This window comes from Vicinamibacteria bacterium (assembly GCA_035570235.1).
GTDB lineage: Bacteria > Acidobacteriota > Vicinamibacteria > Fen-336 > Fen-336 > DATMML01.
In genome coordinates this window covers 61,354-83,957 of sequence record DATMML010000052.1, presented here as the reverse complement: position 1 = coordinate 83,957, position 22,604 = coordinate 61,354, and the positions used below count along the sequence as shown (strand labels likewise).

Sequence of the window (22,604 nt, the reverse complement as noted above, 5' to 3'; positions counted from 1 at the left end):
GGAGCGGGGGGCCGAGGAGGCAGGGGGGAATGACGCTCTCGGAGGATCAGGTCAAGTTCTACCAGCACACCCTGGAGATGACGCGCAAGCAGATTAACGACCTCAACGGCCAGATCGAGGAGGAGCTGGCCAAGGTCAAGGAGCGGCTGGCGGAGCTTCAGAGCGCCAAGAACGCGGCCAAGCAGATCTACGACGGGGCCTGCAAGATCCTGGGGGTCGAGAACGAGCTCGACCGGGACGAGGAGGAGGACAGTTGAGGGGGCGGGGCTAGCGCATGGCCTGGTTCAAGCGCGAGCAGACTCCCCTCCCCCCCCGGGAGCAGGAGAGCCGGGTCCCGGAAGGGCTCTGGATCAAGTGCAGCTCCTGCAAGGAGATCCTCTATCGGAAGGACCTCCTGAAGAACCAGAGCGTCTGCACGAAGTGCAACTTCCATTTCCGCATCTCCGCCCGCGAGCGCCTGGAGATGCTCTTCGACTCGCCCTGGGAGGAGTTTGATCAGAACCTGGTGAGCTCCGACCCCCTGGGGTTCGTCGACACCAAGAGCTACGCGGCCCGCCTCCGGGACGGCAAGGCCAAGACCAACAGTTGGGACGCCCTCATCTCCGCGGTGGGTCCTTTGGGCGGCATCCGGACCGTGGTCGCGGCCATGGAGTACGCCTTCATCGGGGGCTCGATGGGGGTGGTGGTGGGGGAGAAGGTGACGCGAGCGGTGGAAAGAGCGAGCAAGCAGCGCCTCCCCCTGATCGTGGTCTCCTGCTCCGGGGGCGCGCGCATGATGGAGGGGACCCTCTCCCTCATGCAGATGGCCAAGATCTCGGCCGCCCTCGCTAAGCTGAACGAGGCCCGAGTTCCCTTCCTCAGCGTCCTCACCGATCCCACCACCGGGGGGGTGACGGCCTCCTTTGCCATGCTGGGCGACCTGAACATCGCGGAGCCGGGCGCCCTCATCGGGTTCGCGGGGCCGCGCGTGATCGAGCAGACCATCCGCCAGAAGCTGCCGGAGGGCTTCCAGCGGTCCGACTTCCTCCTCGAGCACGGGATGGTGGACATGGTGGTGGACCGCCGGGAGCTGAAGAAGACGCTCGTGCGCAGTCTGAAGCTCTTCCTGGACTAGGAGCGGGGGCCCTCATGAAGATCGCGGGCAGCACGTTCCTCGTCACCGGCGGGGCCTCCGGCCTGGGCGGGGCCACGGCCCGCATGCTCGCGGGGGCGGGCGGCAACGTCGTGATCCTGGACGTGAACGCCGAGACCGGGGAGCGGACGGCCCGGGAGCTCGGAGGGAAGGCGGCCTTCGTGCCCACGGACGTGACTCGCGAGGAGGACGTCCAGAAGGCGGTGGGCACGGCCGTGGAGCGCTTCGGCGGGCTCCAAGGGGTGGTGAACGCGGCCGGCATCGCGACGGCGGAGAAGGTGCTGGGCAAGAACGGGCCCCATCCCCTGCAGCTCTTCGAGCGGACGATCCGCATCAACCTGATCGGCACCTTCAACGTGATCCGCCTGGCCGCGGCCGCCATGGCGGCGGGCTCCCCGAACCCCGCGGGCGAGCGGGGCGTGATCGTGAACACCGCCTCCGCGGCCGCCTTCGAAGGGCAGATCGGCCAAGCCGCCTACTCCGCCTCCAAGGGCGGAATCGTGGGCATGACCCTGCCCATCGCCCGCGAGCTGGCCCGAAGCGGCATCCGGGTGGTGACCATCGCCCCCGGGATCTTCGACACCCCGCTCCTGGCCGGCCTTCCCGAGGCGGCCCGGGTCTCGCTGGGGCAGCAGGTGCCCTTCCCCTCCCGCCTGGGCCGGCCCGACGAGTACGCCGCCCTCGTCCGCCACATCGTGGAGAACGAGATGCTGAACGGCGAGGTGATCCGCCTCGACGGCGCGTTGCGGATGGCGCCGAAGTAGGACGCCGCTCTTTCAGGCCACGACGAGTGAGCGGGCGCGATCCGTGGCCTCACCGACAACGAGCGCGGGCCGAGATCGCTCCCTCCCCGCGTCGAGAACGGCCCCCGTCTTGCCGCCGCGGGTCCGAGGCCAACCATGAGCCATCGTGAGCCGGTGCTGCTAGCCTGGAGCAGCGGCAAAGACAGCGCGTGGAGCCTTCACGTTCTCAAAGCCCGCGAGGACATCGAGGTGGTCGGCCTCCTCACGACCCTCAACGAGGCTTTCGACCGGGTGGCTATGCACGCGGTGCGGCGGGAGCTGGCGGAAGCACAAGCCCGGGCCGTCGACCTGCCTCTCACCACGGTGATGATCCCGTATCCCTGCCCCAACGAGGTCTACGAAACCGCGCTAACGGAGGCACTGGTCGACGCCCGCGGGAAGGGCATCCAGGGCATCGCCTTTGGCGACCTTTTCCTCGAAGACATCCGCCGCTACCGGGAGCGGCACATTCAAGGGATGGGCCTGAGCCTGCACTTTCCCCTCTGGGGCCGACCCACGGCTGCCCTGGCGCGGGAGATGATCGCGGGCGGTCTGCGCGCCCGCCTCACTTGCGTGGATCCCCGCGTCCTGCCCGCCTCCTTCGCGGGCCGGGAGTTCGACGCCCAACTGCTCGAAGGCCTGCCTTCCGGCGTGGATCCGTGCGGCGAGAACGGTGAATTCCATACCTTCGCCTTCGATGGGCCCATGTTCCGCTATCCGGTGCCCGTGTCTTTGGGCGAGGTCGTCTCACGTGACGGGTTCGTGTTCGCAGATCTGCTGGCCACGGTTGAGCCCGGGCCTCCGCGGAGGCGGGAACCCAGCAATTGAGGTCGACCCTGGTGAGCCGCGACCAGAGCTGGCTTGAGGGCGCAGTTGGGCCTGCCCCTCCCTAGCCTCCCTGGCCGCGGAGCCGGTAGAGATCGGGGGTCGCGACCGGCACCTCGAGCATCTTGAGGTACACGAATAGCTGGTACTTGTGGTTGGTCAGGTGCTCCAGGTTGCCGAGGAGGATGGTGAAGAGCGCCTCTCCCTCGGGGACAAACAGGGTCGGCACGACGCGAGACATTTGTTCGTCGCTCACGAGGCTGAACCCCTCCTCGATGTGGCCCAGGTAGGAGCTGATGCGACCCCTCGCCTCCTCCACACCGCACGAATGGTTGACGGGGAGGGCCTTGAGTTCGAGGAAGTGGGCCAGGCGCTCCGGGTTGGCCTGATACAGGGCGGCGCAGAAACCGGCCAGACACTCAAGGATATGGCCTAGGAGATCGCCGACGGTGAGACCGGGAAAACCCGGCCTCCACGACTGCCGGTCTCGCGGGATGAGCCCAAGAAGGTGCTGCGTCCTCTCCACTTGTTCCCGAACCTTGTCCAGGAGCAGAGGCGAGAGGCTGGATCTCTCCAACTCTAGTGGACCCCGCGTCTCGAGGGATAAGACTGCCACGCCTTATTCTCGTGGCGGGGGGGGAACTCGTGGGGGTGGAGGATCTCGGCCAGGATCTCCGCCGTCTCGAGGATGCCCGGGCCCGAACGGTGGAAGTACCGGTTTCCGTCGGCCACGACGACCCGTCCGGAGCGGACGGCCCGAAGATCATTCCATCCGGGCTTCTTGGCCAGGATCGGCATCTCCGTAAGTGTTCGCTCGATTCCAAAGCCGCAGGGCGCCACGAGCAGCACGAGAGGGTCGGCGCGGAGGACGTCCTCCCACTGCGCGCCCACGGAGTGCCCGCCCGGCGCGCCCAGCAGTTCCGTCCCACCGCTTTGGGCCACGAGTTCGGGCCCCCAGTTCCCCATCAGGAAGATGGGATCGATCCATTCCAGGCAGACAACCGTGGGTTGGGGGAGGGGACGGGTTTTTTCCTGGATGAGAGCCAGCCGCCGCCGGATCCCCGTCACGAGCTCTTCGCCGGCCTCCCGCCTCTCGATAACACCGGCGACGTTCAAGAAGCCCTCGAGAATGCCATCCAGCGTTCCGGTCGCGAGGGCGACCACGGGCGTGCGCCGCAGGCGGAGGGCGGCCTCCTGGGTCAAGTCCGCCGGGGTCACCGCGCAGACCTCGCAGTGCGTTTGCGTGATCAGGACGTCCGGGGCCAGGGCGGCCAGAAGCTCCTCGTCCACTTCGTAGAGCGGTTGGCCAGCGCGCAGGCGCTCCCTCACCACCCTGTCGATCTCACAGCTCGCCAGGCTGGTGTCGAAGGTCGGTCGGCTCAGAGCCGGCAGGCCCCGAACCCACTCCGGGTGGTCGCACTCGTGGGACCGCGCGACCAGGGAGTCGCCCGCGCCGAGGGCACAGACCAGCTCGGTACCGCTCGCGAGAAGAGATGCGATGCGCATGCCGCCCTCCGCGCCACCTCGTATCTTGGCACGGAACCCCCAGGTATGGTTGCCCGCTCGGCGGAGCGGGTCCTTCCTTAACCGACTTCCTAGCGGCCGGTCCGGGATCTTTACGAAAGGGGGGAGGAGGCGTAGTCTCCGACCCATGGGAGCCCGGATCGATCTCAACGCCGACCTGGGAGAGAGCTTCGGCGCCTACAGCATGGGGGCCGACGCCGAGGTCCTGGCCTTCGTGACCTCCGCCAACGTGGCCTGCGGGTTTCACGCCGGCGATCCCAGCGTGATCGACCGCACGGTCGCGGGGGCCGTTCAGGCGGGAGTGGCGGTGGGGGCCCACCCCGGCCACTGGGACCTGCGTGGCTTTGGCCGGCGGGTCATCGCCGCCGATCCCGACGAGGTAGTGGCCGACATCGTCTACCAAGTGGGCGCCCTGGCCGCCTTCGCATCCAGCCACGGCACCCGGCTCACGCACGTGAAGCCGCACGGCGCCCTCTACAACCAGGCGGTGGGGGACGAGCGACTGGCCGCGGCCGTGGCCCGGGGCGTGGCCCGCGCCGGACGCGAGCTGATCCTGGTCGGCCTCGCTTCCTCCGGCGTCATGCGGCGCGCGGCCGAGGCCGAGGGCCTGCGCTTCGCGGCGGAGGCTTTCGCGGACCGCGTTTACGAGCGGGACGGCACCCTACGCTCCCGCGCCCATCGGGGGGCAGTGATGACGGACCCGCAGACGGTCGCCGCCCAGGCCGTCCGCATCGCCCGCGACGGGGTGGTGACGGCGGGGGACGGCTCCGAGGTGCGGCTGCAGGCCGACACCCTCTGCCTCCACGGCGACACCCCGAACGCAGTCGCCCTCGCCCGGGCCGTGCGCGGAGCCCTGGAAACGGCGGGGGTCGCGGTCCGGGCCCTGGATCGTTGACCGGTTTGCCGCGGGTCCTGCCGGTCGGGGACTCCGCCCTCACCTTCGAGTTCGGGGACCGGCTGGATGGAGTCCTGAACGCCCGGGTGCGCGCCTTGGACCGCGCGCTGGCCGAGCGGCCCTTCCCCGGTTTTCGGGAGTCGGTCCCCACCCACCGGTCGCTCCTCGTCCTCTACGACGCGCACCGGAGCGGATTCGAGGAGGTCTCTCACCTCCTGCGGGAGCGGGCCGCGGCGGGGAGGGATGAGGAAGCACCGGGGCGACTCGTCACGATCCCCACCCTCTACGGAGGTGAAGACGGACCCGACCTGGCGGAGGTGGCCCATGCGCGCGGCCTCTCCGAGGCGGAGTTGATCGCCCGACATTGCGCGCCCGAGTACGTGGCCTTCATGCTGGGCTTCACCCCCGGCTTCGCCTACCTCGGTCCCCTGCCCGATTCTCTGGAGACCCCGCGGCGGGCCACGCCGCGCCTCAGGGTGCCCGGAGGCTCCGTGGCCATCGCGGGCAGGCAGACCGGCGTCTACCCCGTGGCCTCCGCCGGCGGGTGGAGCCTCCTGGGCCGCACCTCCCTGCGCCTCTTCGATCCCGGCGCCCAGCCGCCCGCTCTAATCCTGCCCGGGGACCGCGTGCGCTTCCAGCCCGTGCGTGAGCTGCCCGGTGGTGCGGCCCCTCTGGCGCCCCCGCGGGCGAGCGCGGCCCCCGTGCTCGAGGTGCTCGATCCTGGCCTCCTGACCACCATCCAGGACGGGGGCCGCTTCGGCCATCGGCGGCTCGGGGTGACCTGGGCGGGTCCCATGGACGCCCCTGCCCATCGCGCGGCCAACCGCCTGCTCGGCAACCCCCCGGACGCGCCCGCGCTGGAATGCACGGTGGTCGGGCCCGTGCTCCGGTTCCTGGCCCCCGTGCGCTTTGCCCTCGCCGGCGCCGACCTCGGCGCGGTCCTGGAACGCGAGGACCTGGGCACATGGCCGGTTCCCGTGGGCACCGGCGTGCTCGCCCGTCCGGGAAACATTCTCCGCTTCGCGGGGCGCGGGGCCGGGTGCCGCGCCTACCTGGCTCTGGCGGGCGGAATCGAAGTGCCTCTAGTCCTGGGCTCGCGCTCGACCGATCTGGGGAGCGGCTTCGGCGGCCTCGAGGGCCGCCCGCTCCGCGCGCGCGACGCGCTGGCTCTGGGCCCCCCTCCGCCGGGAGGAGAGCGCTCGATCCGTTCCCCGGAGGCCCCCGCCACGGAGAAGGTTAGGGTCGTTCTCGGTCCCCAGGCGGATCACCTGCGGCCGGAGTCGGTGGCGAGCTTCCTCGCCGAGCCCTACACGGTGGGACCCGCCTCCGACCGCGTGGGCTGCCGGCTCGTGGGCCGGCCGCTCTCCCACCGTGGTCCGGCCGAGATCCTCTCCGACGGGATGGTGATGGGCTCGATCCAGGTTCCGCCCGACGGCCAGCCCATAGTGATGATGGCGGATGGCCCCACCACCGGCGGCTATCCCAAGATCGCGACCGTGATCACGGCCGACCTGCCCCTCCTGGCTCAGGCCCTGCCCGGTCAAAGCCGGGTGCGCTTCGCGGCCGTGGACGTGGAGGAGGCGCAGCGGGCGCTGCCAGAGCTATAGCGGGCCCCCTGCGACCTCGAACGGGATCTGCAGCGTGGGTGAGCCCAGGGAGCCGAACCAGGCGATGCCCTCGTCCACCATGTCCAGCTCGAGCGCGTAGCGGCCCGGGGCCGAGGGCACCTCGACCTCGGCCCGGATCTCCAGGCGGTCGCCGGGGGGAACGTCCCGGGGCAGGGGCGTGCGCCAGTGATCCTGTGCCAGCACTTCCCGACGCTCGTCCAGGAGGTGACCGCCCAGCGCCACCTGTCCTCGCCCCCCCGGAGGTCGGCAGCGCCAAAGCGTGTTGCCCATGTTGGTCAGACGCACGCGGACGGACAGACGGGCTTGGGGACGGGCGCGGGGGGGCGCGGCTTCCGCGAGCTCGATCATCGCGCGCAGGAGGCCGGGGTTCGTGCTGTCGGGGGCTTCCTCCGTGACCAGAAGGTCCACCTCCAGGGGTGAGGAGCCCCGCTGCTCGAACCAGCAGACGAGCTCCATCACGAGGTCCAGCTTCAGTCGATAGCGGCCGGGGGCCACGGGGGCGCGAAAAACGCAGTCCATCTCCACCCCCTCACCCGGCGCGACCGGCCGGGGGAGCGCGAGGTGGAGGACGTCGCGGGTAATCACCTCGCCTTGACCGTCCAGCAGGTGCCCGGCCAGACTCACCGAGCCCGGGCGGGGCTCGGGCGCGTTCGGCCAGGCCTCCCGGCCCCGGTTCGACAGCCGCACCGGGAAGGTCACGAGCACCCCGGCCGCGGCCCGCAGACCGCCCGCGGGCACGGAGGCCGAGAGCAGAGCGCGCAGGCCCTCGGGATCGGTACCCGGGGCGAGGGCGTCCACCTGCAGGGCCAGGTCGAGGGTGGGCGAGCCCGCCTGGCTGAACCACATGAGGCGCTCGTCGACGAGGTCCATCCGCAGGAGGTAACGCCCCAGCTCCGCGGGCAAGGGCACCTCGGCCACGAGATCCACCTCCGCCCCCGGCGACACCGGGCCCGGCAGCGGGGTCCGGAAGAAGCCCTGGCGCAGGAGGCGGCCGTCGGGGTCGAGGAGGTGTCCGGCCAACATGACGTAACCACCCACTTCGTCCACTTGGTGCCGCCAATGGGTGTCGCCGGTGTTGCGCACCGTGAGCGGCAGCTCGAGCAGGGCCCCTCCGCGTCCCCGCAAGGCCCCCTCGGGCCCGCGGCGCCGGATCTCGGCCGCGAGCCGCCCCGGGTTGCGGCTGTCCCGCACCGGCTCCCCCTTCATCAGAGTCACCAAGAAGAAGCGGCGGAGACTCTCCTGGAGCGCGCGCAGGGGAAAGACGGCGAGATCCCCCTCCAGAAGCCGCCGGTAGTCGTTGGCGCTCAGGGCGAGGGTGTCGGGGTCGGGGTAGGGCTTGAGCCGCACGTCCGTGAAGCCGGCGCGGCGGGCCCGCTCGTCCAGCTCGCCCACCTCCAGCTCGTTCTCGAGCACGCCGCAACGCCCGACCTCGAAGAGCGAGAGCTCGCCGTGGGAATGGCCCTCGCCGGGCTCGGCCAGGACTGCCCGCCCGCCCCCGCGGAGGACGCGATGGATCTCGGAGAGCACCTCGTCCTGGTTGGGGACGTGATGGAAGGCGTCAAAGCAGATCACCCGGTCCACGGAAGCGTCGGGGAGGGGGATGCGGTGTCCGTCGTAGGGCAGGAACCGGGGCTCCAGCTGGGGGCGGTGGCGGCTGTCCAGCCGGAACAGCTCGCGGCCCAGCTCGAGCGCGGTGGGGCTGACGTCGAGGGCGATGGTGCGGCACCCGAGGCGGTTCAAGCAGGAGGAGAGCCAGCAGCTCCCAGCCCCGAAGTCGAGGACCGTGTGCCCGAGGCCGAGGTCCAACTCCGAGAGGGCGAGCCCCAGACGGTAGAGCACTCCGGGGGCGTCGGCCACGCTCGCAAACGGTTTGTTCAGGACGTGGGCGCGGCCCGAGGGCTCGTCGCGCACGTCCTGCCAGTAGACCTCCGCATGGCGGTTGAACTCCTCGGCCCGGGCCAGCAGCTCCTCTTCCGCCAGGGCGGGGGGGCGGGGCGGCGTCGGGGGCGGGGGCGAGGGCCGCGCCCCCCCGACGCCCATCCATTCCCGGATCGCGGCAAGCCACCCGCGCGGGCTCACGCCCGGGGGTCCGCGACGAGGGCGCGTTGCGCCGAGCCCTGAGCTGCGAGCGGGAGGCGACTCTTCTGGGCCATGCCGCCCAGATAATAAGCGGAACTCGTCAGCGCTACGTCAGTTTCTGGCGCTTCCGTTGTCGGTGCTGATGCCCCCTGAAGTCTTTTCGAGAACGCCCCCTGAGCGCCCCGAAAGGCCTACCCGGGTCCACACCAGCGGCTCGAACTTGCGGAAGCTGACGATCCTGGCCGCTTCGCCTGGCTCCGCGACGAACAGCCATTCACCAAGTCGGCCCGAGAGCACGAAGGCGTCCGGAGTCAGCGGGACGAAGAGTCCGAGATTCTTCGGATCGCGTCCGCCGTACAGCCGGCCCTGGCGCAACTCGACGGTGAAGGTCCAGCCGTCGGGGAGCAGTTGATACGTCCCGACAAAACTCGGCCAGTGAGCGGCCGAGACGACCTGGGAGGGTGGGTCGCGGGTCACCACGGCGGTATGGGACGCCACCATCCACCAGTTGTCGCGGTCACGCCGGAAGGTGTCGGTGACGCGGTACTGGGTCGTGAGCGCCTGGCCGAAGACGGTTTCCCGCTCGTCGGCCAGGTACCGGACGACCGCGAAGGCAGGGAACTCCTGCACCGTCAGGTCCTTTACCGCGATGTCGCCCGTCAGCCCCGGGGGTAGCGGGCGCAGGTCATCGAGAAACTCCTGCCGAGTCATCACCTGCCCCTCCTCCGAGGTGACGACGCAGGAGGGATCCATGACCCGCTCCCAGACGCTCTTGTCGCCCGATCCGACCGCATTCATCAGACGCTGTTCGACAGTCTCGAACCATTGGCGCGTCTCGGCCGCGGGCTTGGTCTCTCGGGTCTCGGCTTGCTGCACCAGGGCGCCAAATAGCGCCAGCACTGTGAATTCGGCGATCGACATTTCTCCTCCGCAACTATTTGGGAGCGGCTTCACTCAGAGACTTTGACAACCGAGGAGAGCCTCTGGCGACCTTCGACGGGGTAGAGACGTCGTTCCTTCGCCCTTGGGGCTCTACTTGGTCGAAGGGTGATCGCACCCGGGGCGTCTCGACGCGCAGGCACCTTGGTCCCTCGGTTCCAGGTCCGGGGCCCGCGGTCGGCTCCTCTAGGCCGGGCGCGGGGCGGCCGGCTCCAGCGGGGGGGCGAGGCCGACCCGGTTCCGGCCCGACCGCTTCGCGTCATAGAGCGCCTTGTCGGCCGCTCGGAGCAGCGACTCCAAAGAGGCCTCGTCGCCGGGCTGCGCCCCCGCCACCCCCACGCTGACCGTGACCACCCCGGGCTCGCCGTCCTCCTGCACGATGGCCATGGCCTCCACGGCGCCCCGCAGGCCCTCCGCCACCGCCACCGCGCCCTCGATGTCCGTCCCGGGCAGGATCACCCCGAATTCCTCGCCCCCGTAGCGGGCGCAGAGGTCGCCGGGGCGGTGGAGGCTACGCCTTAGAGTCTGCGCGACCGACTTCAGGCACTCGTCGCCCTGCTGATGACCAAAGGTGTCATTGAAGATCTTGAAGTGGTCGATGTCGACCATGAGCAGGGAGAGGGGCACGCCCTCCCGGCGCACCCGCCGCCACTCCAGCTCCAAGCAGGCGTCGAAGTTGCGGCGATTGGCGACCCCCGTCACCGCATCCAGGTAGGAGAAGCGGGTCAGCATCTGGTTCGCCTGTTCCAGCTCCCGCGTGCGGTCGGAGACGAGGGCGGCCAGGCGCTGCTCGCGGACGGCCAGGCGGCTGATCCGGATCCAGTAGGCGGCGCCGGCCAGGAAGACCGTGCCGATGATGCCGAGCACGTAGAACCAGAGGGCCTCGTAGAAGTGCGGCCGCAGCACGAAGGCGAAGGAGGCGCCGGCCTCGTTCCAGACCCCGTCGTTGTTGGCGGCGGCCACGCGGAACAGGTACCGGCCGGGCGGGATGTTCGTGTAGTAGGCCACCCGGCGGGAGCCCGCGTCCACCCAGCCCTGATCGAAGCCCTCCAGCCGGTACTTGAAGCGGACCTTCTCCGGCTCGAGGAAGCTCAACCCCGCGTAGTGGATCTCGATCTCTCCCCGGCCGGGGGCCACGAGGGGGGTCTCCGCGGATCGGTAGCCGACCTTGTCGATCGCCACCTCTTCGATGGCGACGGGAGGGGGCTGCTGATTGACGCGGATACGGTCGGGGTCCACCTGGACCGCCCCCCGGGTAGTGGGGAACCAGAGCGTGCCGTCCCGGGCCTTCCACCCCGCGGGCTGCGAGTTCCCGTTGCACTCGCTGCTTCTCATACCGTCCGCGGCTCCGTAGGCCACGAAGCCCACGGACTTGCTGCGTCCGGCCGCGAAAGCATCCAAGTCTTTCTTGGCCACCCGAAAGATCCCCTTGTTTCCGCTCATCCAGAGGCTGCCGTTGTCATCCTCGAGGACTTGGAAGATCCGCTCATCGAAGAGGCCTTCCTTGCGCGTCACGCTCGTGAGCTTGCCGTCTCGGAAGCGGCTCAGGCCGCCGTAGGTCGCGATCCAGAGCGTTCCCTCCGCATCCTCATAGACGCGGAAGACGGTGTTGTGGGCGAGGCCCTGCTCGGTGGTGTAGGCCTTGAAGTGACCGGCCTCGAAGACGTTCAAGCCTCCCCCGTCGGTGCCCACCCAGAGCCGACCCGTCTTATCTTCCGAAAGGGATAACACCAGCTCGCTGGAGAGGCCCTGGCCACGCCCGAAGGTAGTGAACTGACCGTTCCGGAGGCGGCAGAGCCCGCCTCCGTACGTGCCGATCCAAAGACTTCCCTCCCGATCCTCCAGGATGGCGATCACGCGATCGTTGGCCAGGCCTTCCCGCGTGCCGTAATGGCTGAAGGCACCGTCCCGGAGCCGGTTGAGCCCTCCCCCGTCGGTGCCAATCCAGAGATTGCCCTGCCGGTCTCCTTCGATCGAAAAAACAAGGTTGCTCGAGAGCCCCTGTTGGGTCGTGTAGGCAACGAACTTGCCCCCTCGGAACCGGTGCAACCCGCCGCCGTAGCTCCCCATCCAGAGGGTGCCCTCCCGGTCTTCGTAGATCGGCACCAGCATCTCGTGGGCCAGCCCTTCCGGCTTGCCCCAGCTCGTGAAGTTGACGTCCCGCAGGCGGTTGAGCCCGGCGCCCTCGGTTCCGATCCACAGGCTGCCCTCGCGGTCTTCGTAGACGGAGAGAACAACGTTGCTGGACAGGCCATCCTTCTCCGCGAACGCGCTCCACCCCGCGTCGTTGCGCCGCAAAAGGCCGCCGCCCCGCATCCCCACCCAGAGGTTGCCGTCCCGATCCTCCTGCAGGGCCACCACCGCGTCCCAGGCTGCCCGAGGCGGCCGCACGGACGTCAGATGACCCGCCTTGAACCGGTCGAGCCCGCCCCGGGTCCCGATCCAGAGGGTCCCGTCGCGGCCCACGTGCAACGAGCGCACCTGGTCACTCGACAGACCCTGTTTCTTGGTGTAGACCTCGATTGCGTCCGTCAACCGCAGCAGGCCGTCCCCGTCCGTGCCGATCCAGAGCCCCCCTTCGGCCTCCGCCATGGCCATGACCACGTAGGGGCGTGCGTTCAGGCCCGGGGGGGAGGTGAACCGGCCTTCCTCGAAGCGGCTGAGCCCGCCCTCCGTCCCCACCCAGAGGCGCCCCCTCTGGTCCTCGTAGATCGACCGGACCGCGTTGTGCGGGAGGCCGGAGGACTTGTCGTAGAGGGTGAAGACACCGGCCTGGAAGCGGACCACGCCTCCGCTCTTAGTCCCGATCCAGAGGCTGCCTTCCCGGTCCTCGTAAAGGGTGTTGGCGCGGGGGTCCTTGAAGGCGGGGGTGTTCTTCTGATCGAACACCACGAAGCGGACGCCGTCGAAGCGGACGAGCCCCTCCTGGGTCCCGAACCAAAGGTGGCCGTCACGCGTTTGGAGGATGGCGGAGACGGAGTTCTGGGGAAGGCCCTGCTCGACCGTCCAGACCCTGTGCCCGTATTGGGTAATAAAGAGCTTCGGATCTAGGGCCAGCGCGGGCCCCGCCCGGGCCCAGACCAGCAAACCCAGTCCGGCTATCCACCGTGCACCGCGCGTCATCGCAGAACCGTCCGCGAATCATAGCACCGAGGATGCCAAACCTCCCCCCTTCGCTGCGGAGGGCAAGCCGAACCGGGCGGAGCGGAGGTCTGGGGGCCCCGGGGGCGGGGCCTGGGATCCTAGCGGTCGACGACTCCCGCGACCGTGGGCGACAGCGAGAGCAGCCCCGTGTCGGTGAGGTTCCAGGTGAGGGACGAGATGTTGTACTGGAGCTTTATGGAAATCGTGGTCAGCGACGGCCGGGAAACGGTTACCCCGGCGCCCCCCTGAGTTGCAAGGAACGCCTGCAAAAGGTTCAGAATGCTCTGGGCCGTATCGCCCGGTTGAACCGCATAGGTCCAGGAGAGCGTATCGGTGAGGGAAACCGAAAGGAAGGAGGGGTTCCCCATCGCGTTCGTGCCGGAGGCGACGGCCGTGGGATCGATGTCGATGTGGAAGTCCACCGCCGCTCCCGCGGTCTCGAGCACGGTCCCTCCGCCCGTCGTATCCGTGATGTTGGAGATCGAATCGACGGTCTGCCAGGTGCCAGCAATCAGGTGCTGGAAGGTGAGCTCGGCGGCGGAGGTGACGGCTCTCCAAGTGCCCCAGGGGTCCAAGACGGCGATGGTCTTCTGCAGAGCGATCGCCTTGTCGGAGGCCATCATGGGGCCCAGGGCCAGGTCGACACGAAGGGTGTCGCCGTTGGACGTGGTCATCAGGGTGAAGCCGACCCCCCCGAACACGGTGGCGTCCCCGACCTTCAGCTTGAGCGGTGCCGTGGGGGGAGGTGGGGGCGGCAGCAGGAACTGGGCTTGGGCGGCGCCGGTCGCAGCCAGCAGCGCCAGCAGCAAGGATGCGGTTCTCACCTTCGTTGTCATTCTACTTGTCCTCCGACTCTCCGCCCCTTGGGCGGCGTCAACTATTACAAGAATCGTGCCAACCGCAAGCCCTTGACGACTCGTTGGCCGGACACCCGAACTGGCTGGTTCCATGACGCCGGTGACCCGATTCCGGACGACCCATCTGTCACCCACTGCGCTCTCAACCACCAGCGGCTTCTGTCGCACGATTCCTAAAGGGAGAGTTTGTGCCGGAAGTCCCCTCCTTGATGTGTCTGGTATCACGCAAAAGAGCGTTGTCTTTGATCATGAAGTGGATACCGGCACGGTCGTGACTCGTTCTTGATCGAAGAGCGTCTACTCCAAGCCACACCCAAGCAGCCGAACCCGGGAGCCGGCGCCACCGCCGACAGAGATGACAAGAGCAAGAGCCGTGACACAGGCGAGACCCGGCCACTTGTGGCGAACGCCCGGCCGGAGATGACGGGGGGGCCGAGGACGCCGACTCTGATTCTTTTTTGGGCTTTCGGGTTAACGTGCCCCCATGGGGGTACTCCACGGCCTGGCGTTTCTTCTGTGCGGCGTCACCGGCGCCTCCCCCGAGCCGCCCCGGGGAGCCGATCTCGTCGAGCTCGTGTCCCTCGACCCGACCGTGCGGCTCGACATCCGCTACGCGACGCCTGACAACCTCGCGAGACGAGCCGTTTACGCCCAGGCCCGCGCCTTCTTGCAGCGACCCGTGGCCGAGGCCCTCCTCCGGGTCCACCGCGCCCTAAAGGCCAGGGGGCTCGGGCTTCTGGTCTTCGACGGCTACCGTCCCTGGTCCGTGACCAAGCTCTTCTGGGATCTGAGCCCGCCCGATCAGCGAGCCTTCGTGGCCAACCCCGCTCGGGGCTCGAACCACAACCGCGGTTGCGCGGTGGACCTTTCCCTCTTCGACCTTCTGAGCGGCCAGGGGGTGGAGATGCCGAGCGGCTACGACGAGATGTCGCCACGGGCGTCGCCCGGCTACCCGGGCGGCACCCCGGATCAGAGGGCGCGGCGCGACCTTTTGCGGGCGGCCATGGAGAAGGAAGAGTTCGTGGTCGATCGCAACGAGTGGTGGCACTTCAACCACCGCGACTGCCGTCGCTATCCCATCCTCGACGTGCCCTTCGAGTCCCTTCCTCCCCCACCCCCGCGCTGAGGGGGCGGGTCAGGGCTCGGGGAGGCAGTCCATGAACTCGGACTGGACGTGGGCGAAGTGGGCAAAGCCGCCGAGGATCCAGTGCTTCACTTCCTCGGCCTCGTGGGCCCCTGAGTAGAAACGGAGGGCCTTATTCACCCCCTTGAGAGCGGCGTCGAAGTGCTCGGCCTCCACCCCGGTGTGGATCCGGATCCAGTAGTACCCGTTGTGCTTCTCCCCCAGGATCTCCAGCCGCATGCCCTCGAGGGCGGCCACGAGCTCCGGGCGGCGCGCGCGGAGCACGCGATCGATGATCACGAACTCCTCATCGGCCAGGATCTCGCTCCCCACGTGAAAACCCATCCCGGAGAAGAGCCGGGGCTGCTCGAGCCGTTCTCCCAGGCCGTAGCCCTCCCACACCCGAGCCTGCGCCGCCTCCGTCGCCCGGTTGATGTGGATCACGTCGTTCAGCTGCCCCGGGGAGTATCCGAAGAACTGCCCCGCCCCCTTCACGGTGGCCTGGGCCAGGGTGCGGTGGGTGTCGCGCCAGGGAGTGGCGCGGTCGTCGAACTCGTCGACCGCGGCGTAGAAGAAGTCCGCCGCCACCTCCGCCGCCCGGTCGGCCAGGATGTGGACGGGCTCGTCGGGGTCGCGGAATAGGCCTTGGCGGGCCGCGATCTGGCCGGCCAGGCTGGCGAGGCCCGGCCCGAAGGCGGAGTTGAACTGGACATAGCGCCCGAGCAGGGAAAGAAAGGCCCCCGGCTCGGTCGCCCCCTCGAAGGCCGCACGGAGGGCCTCGTGGCCCCGGTGGGCGGAAAGGACGGGGAGAAGGTCTTCTCGACTCACGAGCGGCCGGGTCACGGTGGGGATGTTACACCGTCGAACCTTGACATGGCGGGGGAGAGTGCGACAAGCTTCCGCGTACCTCCCGGAGAGCGCGCGCCATGAGCAAGCTGAAAGACTTGGTGGGGAAAGGCGTCCGCTTGATCGTCACCGACACCGATAGCCCGTTGCCCGCGGAGGCGCCCGCCTCCGAGCGCGACCTGGGGCCCGAGGCCTTCGCGGCCTCCGAGCCCAAACCCGTGGCCCGCTCCGAGGTCGCGGCGGATGTGGCGGACTTCGCGGCCGTCTACAAGGAGGCCGGGATCGAGCTGCGCCCGCACGGGTACGGCGTGGACCGGGTGGGGGAGATGCTGGAGAGCAAGCGCCTGGCCACCCTCGGCCGGGACGTGAAGGCCGCCGCCGTCCTGACCGCCCTGGAGACGGCGGGCGTGCCCATGCGGGACGTGATCGAGGACGCGGTCCTGCGCGACAAGGCCCTTGATGCCTTCGAGGAAAGCAAGCGCCGCGAGCTCGAGGAGCTGCGCACCCGCTCCCAGGCGCGGATCGCCGCCCTCAAGACCGAGATGGATGCGTTACTGAAGGCGAAGAACGCGGAGATGGAGGGCCTGAAGAAGGCCGAGGAAGAGGCGAGCCGGACCTTCCTCCAGCTCCAGACCCGGAAACGGCGCGAAGAAGAGCGTCTCCACGACGTGGTGGCGCCCTTCCTGGAGGGCGCGCCCAACCCCATTACGACGTCACCTCCGGCGTCGCCCTCCCCATCCCCCGACAAGCCGGACCGGGCGTGAGCCCGGAGCCGGAGCGGAGATCGAGCCCATGGCGCGACAACTGACCCCCCTCGGCCGCATCCTCATCGTACTTTCCGGCCTCGCCCTCATTGGTTATGGGCTCTACCACTACGGGGTTCTGCACCGCGTCGCCTCCGTGGTCGCCCCCGACAAGCGGGCGGAAGGGACAATCTCAAAGGATGACTTCGGGCCCCCGCCCACGGGGGAGAGCAACCCCGCCCCGCCCCCGGCGTCGAAAGGGGCGCCCTCGGGCGGCTCCCGCCTCAACCGGCCCATCAAGGTCGCGATCGTGACCTGGGGCGGCTATGCGGGCGGGATCGTGGCCAACGGCGGGTTTCCGCCCAACCGGGACTGCCTCTTCTCCAAGGAATTCGGGATCCAGGTCGAGCTCCTGGTCATCGACGACTTCGCCAAGTCCCGCGACGCCTTCCGGGCCGGCGGGGACAAGGGTGGCGTCGACATCATGTGGTCCACGGTGGACGCCTACGCCCTCGAGTACGGCGGCCTCCTGCGGCTGAACCCCAAGGCCATCCTGCAGTACGACTGGAGCCGGGGCGGGGATGCCATCGCCGTCGACGCCTCCATCAAGAGCGTGGCTGACCTCAAGGGGAAGAAAATCGCCTGCGCCAAGGCCACCCCCTCCCACTACTTCGCCCTCTACGTGCTGACCCAGGGTGGCTTGACCAGCCACGACGTGACCTTCATCTTCACCGACTCCGCGGTGGAGGCCGCCAACGTCTTCAAGGCGGGCAAGGTCGACGCCGCGGTGAGCTGGTCGCCGGACGTGTACGTGGCCGCCCGCGAGCGGTCCGGCGGCCACATCCTGACCTCGACCCGCGAGGCCACCAACCTGATCGCGGATATCTTCGTGGCCCGGGGCGACTTCCTCGAACAGCACCCGGAGGATGTGCGCCGCTTCGTCGCGGGCTGGCTCAAGGGCGTGGACCAGGCCGGCGTCAATCCCGAGAAGACCGCGGTCCTCCTCTCCAAGAGCTTCTCCGGGGTCTCCCTGGACGACGCGAAGAGCATGCTGACCGACGTGAAGCTCCCGAACTACGGGGAGAACCGCGCCTTCTTCAACCCCCAGGGCTCACTCGTGAACTACCACGGGATCTACAAGACCGCGCAGGGCATCTGGCGCCGGATCGGCGAGATCAAGGACGTCTACGAACCCTACCAGACCGTGGACACGCGCTTCCTGGAGGGCGCAGGGGAGTTCTTCCCGGAGGCCGCGGCCGCACCCGCCAAGCCGGAGTTCGAGTTCAAGACGCCGCCCCAGAAGGGGACCTCTATCCTGACCAAGACCGTCTCCATCTACTTCCCCAGCGGTTCGGCAACCCTGGATGAGAACGCCAAGGCCGTGCTCGATACCCAGGTCGTGGACCTCGCCGCCACTTTCGGCAGCGCCTACCTGCGCATCGCCGGGAACACCGACAACGTGGGGAACCGCGACAGCAACATGAAGCTCTCGCGCGGCCGCGCGGAAGCGGTGGCCCATTTCCTGATCGGCAAGGGCTTTGATCGGAACAAGTTCGACGTGGTGGGCAACGGGCCCGACAAGCCCGTGGCCGGCAACGACTCCGAGGAAGGCCGGGCCAAGAACCGGCGCACCGACTTCGAGATCATCCCCCGTTGATGGAGGTCCGGGAGCCGGTCACCAACACCCGGGCCCGGAGCCTTGCCCTGGGCGGGGTGGCAACCTTCTTCGGGGCCTGGTGCCTGCTGACCTACACCGGCATGGTGCCCGCCGTCATCCTGCCCTCCCCCACCGAAGTGCTCCGGGCCTTCCCCGTTCTGCATTTCGAAGAGGCCCTCGTGCGCAGCGCGGGCTGGAGCCTCTACCGCGTCACCATGGGCTTCGTCCTCGCGGCCGCGGTGGCCATACCCCTCGGCCTCCTCATGGGGACCTTTCCCCCCCTGAAGCACTTCTTTTCCCCCATTCTGGAGCCCCTGCGGTTCCTCCCCATCTCCGCCCTCGTCCCCCTCACCATCGTCTGGTTCGGCATCGAAGAGACGCAGAAGATCACGTTCCTCTTCATGGGGACGGTCGTTTACCTGCTGCCCCTGGTGGTGGAGGCGGTGGAGAAGGTCGACGAAGTCTATCTCCAGACCGCGACCACCCTGGGGGCGTCGCGCTGGCAGATCGTGAACCTGGTCCTGATCCCCGCCAGCCTGCCCAGCATCGGCGAGGCCCTGCGGGTCATGAACGGCATCGGCTGGACTTACGTGATCCTGGCCGAGGTCATCAACGCACCCTATGGCCTGGGCGCGCTCATCACCGTGGCCGGCAAGCGCTCCCACGTGGACCAGATATTCGCCCTCGTCCTCGTCATCCTGGGGATCGGGGTGCTCTCGGACCAGATCCTGCGCTGGATCAACCACCGGCTCTTCTCGGGGAGGGCGTGATGCCCGCCGCCCACGTCCCCGGCACCAATATCCTGGAGCTGCGCAAGGTCAGCAAGACCTTCGTAAACCCGGACGGCCAGGAGTTTCACGCCATAAAGGACGTGAACCTGATCGTGCCCGACCTTCCCGACCGTGGCGAGTTCCGGGTCTTCTTGGGACCTTCGGGCTGCGGCAAGAGCACCGTCCTCAACATCGTGGCCGGGCTCTTTCCCGCCACCAGCGGGGAGGTCCTGCTCCGCCAGCAGCCGATTCTGGGCCCCGGCCCCGACCGGGGCATGGTCTTCCAGGGCTACAGCTCCTACCCCTGGCTGACCGTGCTCGAAAACGTGGCCTTCGGCCTCAAGCTCCGGGGGGTCCCGCGTGACGAGCGGGAGAAGGTCGCCCGCACCTGGATCAAGAAGGTGGGGCTCGGGGGGACGGAGAGCAAGTATCCCGGACAGCTCTCGGGAGGGATGCGTCAGAGGGTGGCCATCGCCCGCACCCTGGCCGTGAAGCCCCAGATCATCCTCATGGACGAGCCCTTCGGCGCCCTCGACGTGCAGATCCGCCTGGGCATGCAGAACCTGATCAACGAGCTCTGGGAGGAGCTCGAAGGGACGATCCTCTTCGTGACCCACGACATTCCGGAGGCCGTCTACCTGGCCGACAAGATCCACATCCTGTCCTCGGGGCCGGGGACCATCGTGGACGAGGTGCCGGTGGACCTCCCCCTCCACCGGACGGAGGAGCTGAAGCAGACCGACCGCTTTCGGGAGATCGAGCACATGGTCCTGCAGAAGATCCGCGAGCAGGCGCGGGGCGGGAATCTGCGCCTTACCGTCTGAGAGCGCTCCTCACTGCGGGCCCGCGAGGGCCGTTCGCTTCTGGCGCGCGAGCAGGGTCTCTATCTCCGCGGCCGCCACGGGGGGCCCGATGAGATTGCCCTGGATCCGGTCGCACTGCCAGCGCGCGAGCAGCACCCGCTGGGCCTCCGTCTCCACCCCCTCCGCTACCACCTTGAGTTTGCGGGCGCGGGCGAGGGCGATGGCGGCCGTGGCCACCGCCTCCCGGTTGCGGTCGGTCGCGATGTCGCGGATGACGGCCCCGTCGATCTTGAGCGAGTCCACGGGATAGCGGTGGAGCTGGGAGAGCACGGAGTCGCCCACCCCGAAGTCGTCGATGGAGATGCGCAACCCGAGCTCCTTGAGCTCGGCCAGGCGGTCGATGGAGTGCCGGGGGCTCCTTGCGAGCTCCGCCTCCGGGACCTCCAGCTCCAGGGCGGTGGCGGGCAGGCGGGTCTCCTCCAGAGCGCGCTTCACGAGCTTGACCAGGGACGGGTGCTGGAGTTGCCGGGGGGACACGTTGACCGTGATCACGATGCCGGTGTGGCCGGCGTCCAGCCAGGCCTTGGCCTGCAAGCAGGCGTTCCGCAGCGCCCACTGGCCCAGGGGGACGGAGAGGCCGGTGGCGTCGGCGAGGGGGACGAAGTCGGCCGCGGCCAGCGTCTGCTGGTCGGGATTGCGCCAGCGGAGCAGGGCCTCCACCCCCACGATGACCCCCGTCTCGCAGGCCACGATGGGCTGGTAGACGAGGGAGAGAGCCTGCTGCACGAGGGCCTTGCGCAGCGCGCTCTCCAGGGCCAGGCGCTCGGCCGCGACCGCGCTGGAGCGGGGAGCGTGGATGTCGTAGGAGTCCCCCCCCTTCCCCTTGGCCCTCCCCAGGGCGATGTGCGCACACCTGAGCAGGCTCTCGATGTCGGGTCCGTCGTCGGGGTGCAGCGCGATCCCGATGCTGGCGGTAGCGGTCAGTTCGCGCCCCCCGATGCTGAAGGGGTTGCGGAGGGCCAGGCGCAGCTTTTCCGCGATCACGGCCACGTCTTCGTCCTTCTTTACTCCCGGTAGGAGGACCGTGAAATCGTCGCCCCCTAGACGGGCGATGGTGTCGCCCTGGCGGAGGGTGCGCTCCAGGAGGGCGCCCATGCTGCGGATGAGGTCGTCTCCCACGCCGCGTCCCCATTTCTCGTTGATCTCGGCGAGACCGTCGAGGTCGAGGAGGAGGAGGGCCAGCTTCTGCCTCTGCCGGATGGCATGCGCGACCGCCACCGAGAAACGATCGTTCAGGAGGCGGCGACCGGGGAGGCCGGTGAGCGGGTCCTGGTCGGAAAGGCTGCCGAGCTCCGCCTCCGCTTGCTGACGACGCGCGACCTCCAGGAGAAGGGCTTCCTTGCTGAGCGCCAGCTCCGCGCTCAACTCGCGGACCTGGATCTCGAGGGCGTCATGGGCCAGGAGCAGGGAGAGGGCCGGGGGCTCGAGGGGCGGGCCCGCCGCCCCTGGTTCCGGGCTCTCCGGCCCGCCGGGGGGGGAAGCGGGGGGGGCCTCCTCCCCTGGGGAGTCGGCTGGCCTCGCGTCCGCGGCGGATGGGGTCGGGGCCAAGGGCGGATCCGGGGTCGGGGCCGAGCGGGCGCCGAGGAGGCCCGCGAGAAGGCCCGCCACCGTCAACGTGAAGAAGGTCGGCGCCACCGAGGGAGGCACGTCCCCTCCCGCGAGGCTGAGGACAACCCCCCCCAGGGCGGCGCAGAGCCCGGAGCCGAGGATGAGCCGCCGGCTGGAAACCGGGCGCACGTGCCAAGCTACGCCCGGGCCGGCCCCGCGGTCAAGGCGGGGGGTGCGGGGGGTGCGGTCACCGCCGAAACGGTGGTAGGTTATGGGCGATCGGAGAGCCCAGCGTGACCGAGGAACCCAACTACCTCGCCCATGCCTTCAAGAGCCAGTACAACCTCATCACATTGGGCACCGCGCTTGGCTTCGCCCTCCTCTCGGGAAGCGCGCTCCCCCTGATCCTGGTCGCGGGCGTGCAGCTCACCATCCTCCCCCTCGTGGCCTCAAGCCCCCGCTTCCAGCGTCTGGTCAAGGCCCGCGAGTTGGAAGAGGACCGGGAGGAGAAGCAGGTCAAGAAGCAGGGAGAGGTCTCGGAAATGCTGCGAGCCCTGCCGGACGCGGAGCGCCAGCGCTACCGCGGCCTCGAGACCCTGGCCGGGGAGATTCGGGAGAACTACAAGGGCCTGGACGCCTCGTCACGGATGCTCTTGGAAGAGCTGGTCCAGAAGCTGGAGTTCCTCCTCTCCTTCTTCCTGCGCATGCGCTACTCGGTGGCGCGCTATGAGGCCTATTTCTCCACCACCGACCCGGAGCGGATCCAGGAGCGGATCGCCATGCTCGACCGCGAGATCACGCAGGGGCCCGAGCGCATCCAACAGATCAAGGCCAAGACCCGGACTGTGCTCGGGAAGCGCTTGGAGCGCTACCAGAAGGCGCTGGAGAACCGCCAGCTCATCGATGCCCAGACGGAGACCGTCCTCGAAGTGCTTCAGCTCCTGCGCGACCAGAGCTTCTCCATGCGCGACCCCCGTACGATCACCGAGCAGCTGGACGGCCTCGTCTCCTCCGCGGAGGAGACGGAGCGTGGGGTCCGCGACATGGAGGACATCCTGGCCGCGGAGCAAGACCTCCTGGTGCCGGGGAACCTGGGGGAGGACGTGGAGGCGGAGCTCGGCTCCCTGGCCGGCACGCGGGAGGCGGTGCGGGACGCGCCGCCCCCGGTGCGGGCGGCACGTCCGGCCGTGCCCTCCTCGCCGCCCCCCCCTCCCCCGCGCGCCAAGATCACCCACTAGGACCCCCTTTC

General features: G+C 69.1%; 20 protein-coding genes. 12 read left to right on the top strand and 8 right to left on the bottom strand.

Annotated elements, in window-relative coordinates; genetic code table 11:
* Positions 1 to 29: 29 nt before the first annotated feature.
* The 4 genes from VN461_10160 to VN461_10145 all read left to right on the top strand — a co-directional run bounded on the left by VN461_10160 (position 30) and on the right by VN461_10145 (position 2,742).
* Positions 30 to 257: a hypothetical protein gene (locus VN461_10160; protein HXB55136.1), complete on the top strand. Its 228-nt coding sequence runs from the start codon at positions 30 to 32 to the stop codon at positions 255 to 257.
* 17 nt (positions 258 to 274) lie between these two features.
* Entirely contained in the window at positions 275 to 1,114 is an 840-nt protein-coding gene (gene accD / locus VN461_10155) for an acetyl-CoA carboxylase, carboxyltransferase subunit beta (GenBank protein ID HXB55135.1), read from the top strand.
* A gap of 14 nt (positions 1,115 to 1,128) precedes the next feature.
* Positions 1,129 to 1,896 (top strand): 3-hydroxyacyl-CoA dehydrogenase, encoded by a 768-nt coding sequence (locus VN461_10150; protein ID HXB55134.1) that lies wholly within the window; start codon positions 1,129 to 1,131, stop codon positions 1,894 to 1,896.
* A gap of 135 nt (positions 1,897 to 2,031) precedes the next feature.
* Positions 2,032 to 2,742 carry an ATP-binding protein gene (locus VN461_10145; GenBank protein HXB55133.1) on the top strand — a complete coding sequence of 237 codons (711 nt, stop codon included), beginning with the start codon at positions 2,032 to 2,034 and terminating at the stop codon, positions 2,740 to 2,742.
* 61 nt (positions 2,743 to 2,803) lie between these two features.
* On the opposite strand, the gene VN461_10140 is transcribed toward VN461_10145, so the two are convergent.
* A complete protein-coding gene (locus VN461_10140; GenBank protein ID HXB55132.1) occupies positions 2,804 to 3,316 on the bottom strand; it encodes a DinB family protein in 513 nt (170 codons plus the stop codon).
* Between the two features lie 2 nt (positions 3,317 to 3,318).
* Positions 3,319 to 4,245, bottom strand: coding sequence for an ABC transporter substrate-binding protein (locus VN461_10135; GenBank protein HXB55131.1), 927 nt, complete (start codon positions 4,243 to 4,245; stop codon positions 3,319 to 3,321).
* 145 nt (positions 4,246 to 4,390) lie between these two features.
* Here VN461_10135 and VN461_10130 point away from each other — a divergent pair, with 145 nt between their 5' ends.
* Positions 4,391 to 5,158 (top strand): 5-oxoprolinase subunit PxpA, encoded by a 768-nt coding sequence (locus VN461_10130; protein HXB55130.1) that lies wholly within the window; start codon positions 4,391 to 4,393, stop codon positions 5,156 to 5,158.
* A 5-nt stretch (positions 5,159 to 5,163) separates the two neighbouring features.
* Entirely contained in the window at positions 5,164 to 6,765 is a 1,602-nt protein-coding gene (gene pxpB, locus VN461_10125; protein ID HXB55129.1) for a 5-oxoprolinase subunit PxpB, read from the top strand.
* Here the strand turns inward: pxpB and VN461_10120 are convergent.
* The 4 genes from VN461_10120 to VN461_10105 form a co-directional block, all read right to left on the bottom strand.
* Positions 6,760 to 8,865, bottom strand: a complete 2,106-nt coding sequence (locus VN461_10120; GenBank protein HXB55128.1) for a class I SAM-dependent methyltransferase — start codon at positions 8,863 to 8,865, stop codon at positions 6,760 to 6,762. The genes pxpB and VN461_10120 overlap by 6 nt on opposite strands.
* Positions 8,866 to 8,976: 111 nt before the next feature.
* Positions 8,977 to 9,786 (bottom strand): nuclear transport factor 2 family protein, encoded by an 810-nt coding sequence (locus VN461_10115; GenBank protein ID HXB55127.1) that lies wholly within the window; start codon positions 9,784 to 9,786, stop codon positions 8,977 to 8,979.
* Positions 9,787 to 9,990: 204 nt separating this feature from the next.
* Positions 9,991 to 12,927 carry a two-component regulator propeller domain-containing protein gene (locus tag VN461_10110; protein HXB55126.1) on the bottom strand — a complete coding sequence of 979 codons (2,937 nt, stop codon included), beginning with the start codon at positions 12,925 to 12,927 and terminating at the stop codon, positions 9,991 to 9,993.
* Positions 12,928 to 13,046: 119 nt separating this feature from the next.
* Entirely contained in the window at positions 13,047 to 13,772 is a 726-nt protein-coding gene (locus VN461_10105) for a hypothetical protein (GenBank protein HXB55125.1), read from the bottom strand.
* A 517-nt stretch (positions 13,773 to 14,289) separates the two neighbouring features.
* Here VN461_10105 and VN461_10100 point away from each other — a divergent pair.
* Positions 14,290 to 14,931 carry a M15 family metallopeptidase gene (locus VN461_10100; GenBank protein HXB55124.1) on the top strand — a complete coding sequence of 214 codons (642 nt, stop codon included), beginning with the start codon at positions 14,290 to 14,292 and terminating at the stop codon, positions 14,929 to 14,931.
* Between the two features lie 9 nt (positions 14,932 to 14,940).
* Here VN461_10100 and VN461_10095 read toward each other — a convergent pair whose 3' ends face one another.
* Positions 14,941 to 15,756, bottom strand: coding sequence for a hypothetical protein (locus VN461_10095; GenBank protein ID HXB55123.1), 816 nt, complete (start codon positions 15,754 to 15,756; stop codon positions 14,941 to 14,943).
* Between the two features lie 98 nt (positions 15,757 to 15,854).
* Between VN461_10095 and VN461_10090 the strand changes: the two genes are divergently transcribed.
* The 4 genes from VN461_10090 to VN461_10075 are packed head-to-tail and all read left to right on the top strand — an operon-like array spanning position 15,855 to position 19,768.
* The gene (locus tag VN461_10090) at positions 15,855 to 16,538 is read left to right on the top strand and encodes a hypothetical protein (protein HXB55122.1); all 684 of its coding nucleotides are present in this window, start codon (positions 15,855 to 15,857) and stop codon (positions 16,536 to 16,538) included.
* Positions 16,539 to 16,566: 28 nt separating this feature from the next.
* The gene (locus tag VN461_10085; GenBank protein HXB55121.1) at positions 16,567 to 18,174 is read left to right on the top strand and encodes a phosphate ABC transporter substrate-binding/OmpA family protein; all 1,608 of its coding nucleotides are present in this window, start codon (positions 16,567 to 16,569) and stop codon (positions 18,172 to 18,174) included.
* Positions 18,174 to 18,944: an ABC transporter permease gene (locus tag VN461_10080; GenBank protein HXB55120.1), complete on the top strand. Its 771-nt coding sequence runs from the start codon at positions 18,174 to 18,176 to the stop codon at positions 18,942 to 18,944. Before VN461_10085 ends, VN461_10080 begins: the two co-directional genes overlap by 1 nt.
* Positions 18,944 to 19,768 carry an ABC transporter ATP-binding protein gene (locus VN461_10075; GenBank protein HXB55119.1) on the top strand — a complete coding sequence of 275 codons (825 nt, stop codon included), beginning with the start codon at positions 18,944 to 18,946 and terminating at the stop codon, positions 19,766 to 19,768. The genes VN461_10080 and VN461_10075 overlap by 1 nt, the downstream gene beginning before the upstream one ends.
* A 9-nt stretch (positions 19,769 to 19,777) precedes the next feature.
* Here the strand turns inward: VN461_10075 and VN461_10070 are convergent, their stop codons facing one another.
* Positions 19,778 to 21,544, bottom strand: coding sequence for a bifunctional diguanylate cyclase/phosphodiesterase (locus tag VN461_10070; protein ID HXB55118.1), 1,767 nt, complete (start codon positions 21,542 to 21,544; stop codon positions 19,778 to 19,780).
* Positions 21,545 to 21,648: 104 nt separating this feature from the next.
* Here VN461_10070 and VN461_10065 point away from each other — a divergent pair, with 104 nt between their 5' ends.
* Positions 21,649 to 22,593 (top strand): hypothetical protein, encoded by a 945-nt coding sequence (locus tag VN461_10065; protein HXB55117.1) that lies wholly within the window; start codon positions 21,649 to 21,651, stop codon positions 22,591 to 22,593.
* The last annotated feature ends 11 nt before the right edge of the window (positions 22,594 to 22,604 follow it).

Bases quoted from the DNA above. Each gene is read 5' to 3' on its own strand.
- VN461_10110 (HXB55126.1), bottom strand. From the start codon at position 12,927: ATGACGCGCGGTGCACGGTGGATAGCCGGACTGGGTTTGCTGGTCTGG.
- VN461_10075 (HXB55119.1), top strand. From the start codon at position 18,944: ATGCCCGCCGCCCACGTCCCCGGCACCAATATCCTGGAGCTGCGCAAG.
- VN461_10135 (HXB55131.1), bottom strand. From the start codon at position 4,245: ATGCGCATCGCATCTCTTCTCGCGAGCGGTACCGAGCTGGTCTGTGCC.
- VN461_10145 (HXB55133.1), top strand. From the start codon at position 2,032: ATGAGCCATCGTGAGCCGGTGCTGCTAGCCTGGAGCAGCGGCAAAGAC.
- VN461_10080 (HXB55120.1), top strand. From the start codon at position 18,174: ATGGAGGTCCGGGAGCCGGTCACCAACACCCGGGCCCGGAGCCTTGCC.
- VN461_10160 (HXB55136.1), top strand. From the start codon at position 30: ATGACGCTCTCGGAGGATCAGGTCAAGTTCTACCAGCACACCCTGGAG.
- VN461_10085 (HXB55121.1), top strand. From the start codon at position 16,567: ATGGCGCGACAACTGACCCCCCTCGGCCGCATCCTCATCGTACTTTCC.
- VN461_10115 (HXB55127.1), bottom strand. From the start codon at position 9,786: ATGTCGATCGCCGAATTCACAGTGCTGGCGCTATTTGGCGCCCTGGTG.
- VN461_10130 (HXB55130.1), top strand. From the start codon at position 4,391: ATGGGAGCCCGGATCGATCTCAACGCCGACCTGGGAGAGAGCTTCGGC.
- VN461_10090 (HXB55122.1), top strand. From the start codon at position 15,855: ATGAGCAAGCTGAAAGACTTGGTGGGGAAAGGCGTCCGCTTGATCGTC.
- accD (HXB55135.1), top strand. From the start codon at position 275: ATGGCCTGGTTCAAGCGCGAGCAGACTCCCCTCCCCCCCCGGGAGCAG.
- VN461_10100 (HXB55124.1), top strand. From the start codon at position 14,290: ATGGGGGTACTCCACGGCCTGGCGTTTCTTCTGTGCGGCGTCACCGGC.
- VN461_10150 (HXB55134.1), top strand. From the start codon at position 1,129: ATGAAGATCGCGGGCAGCACGTTCCTCGTCACCGGCGGGGCCTCCGGC.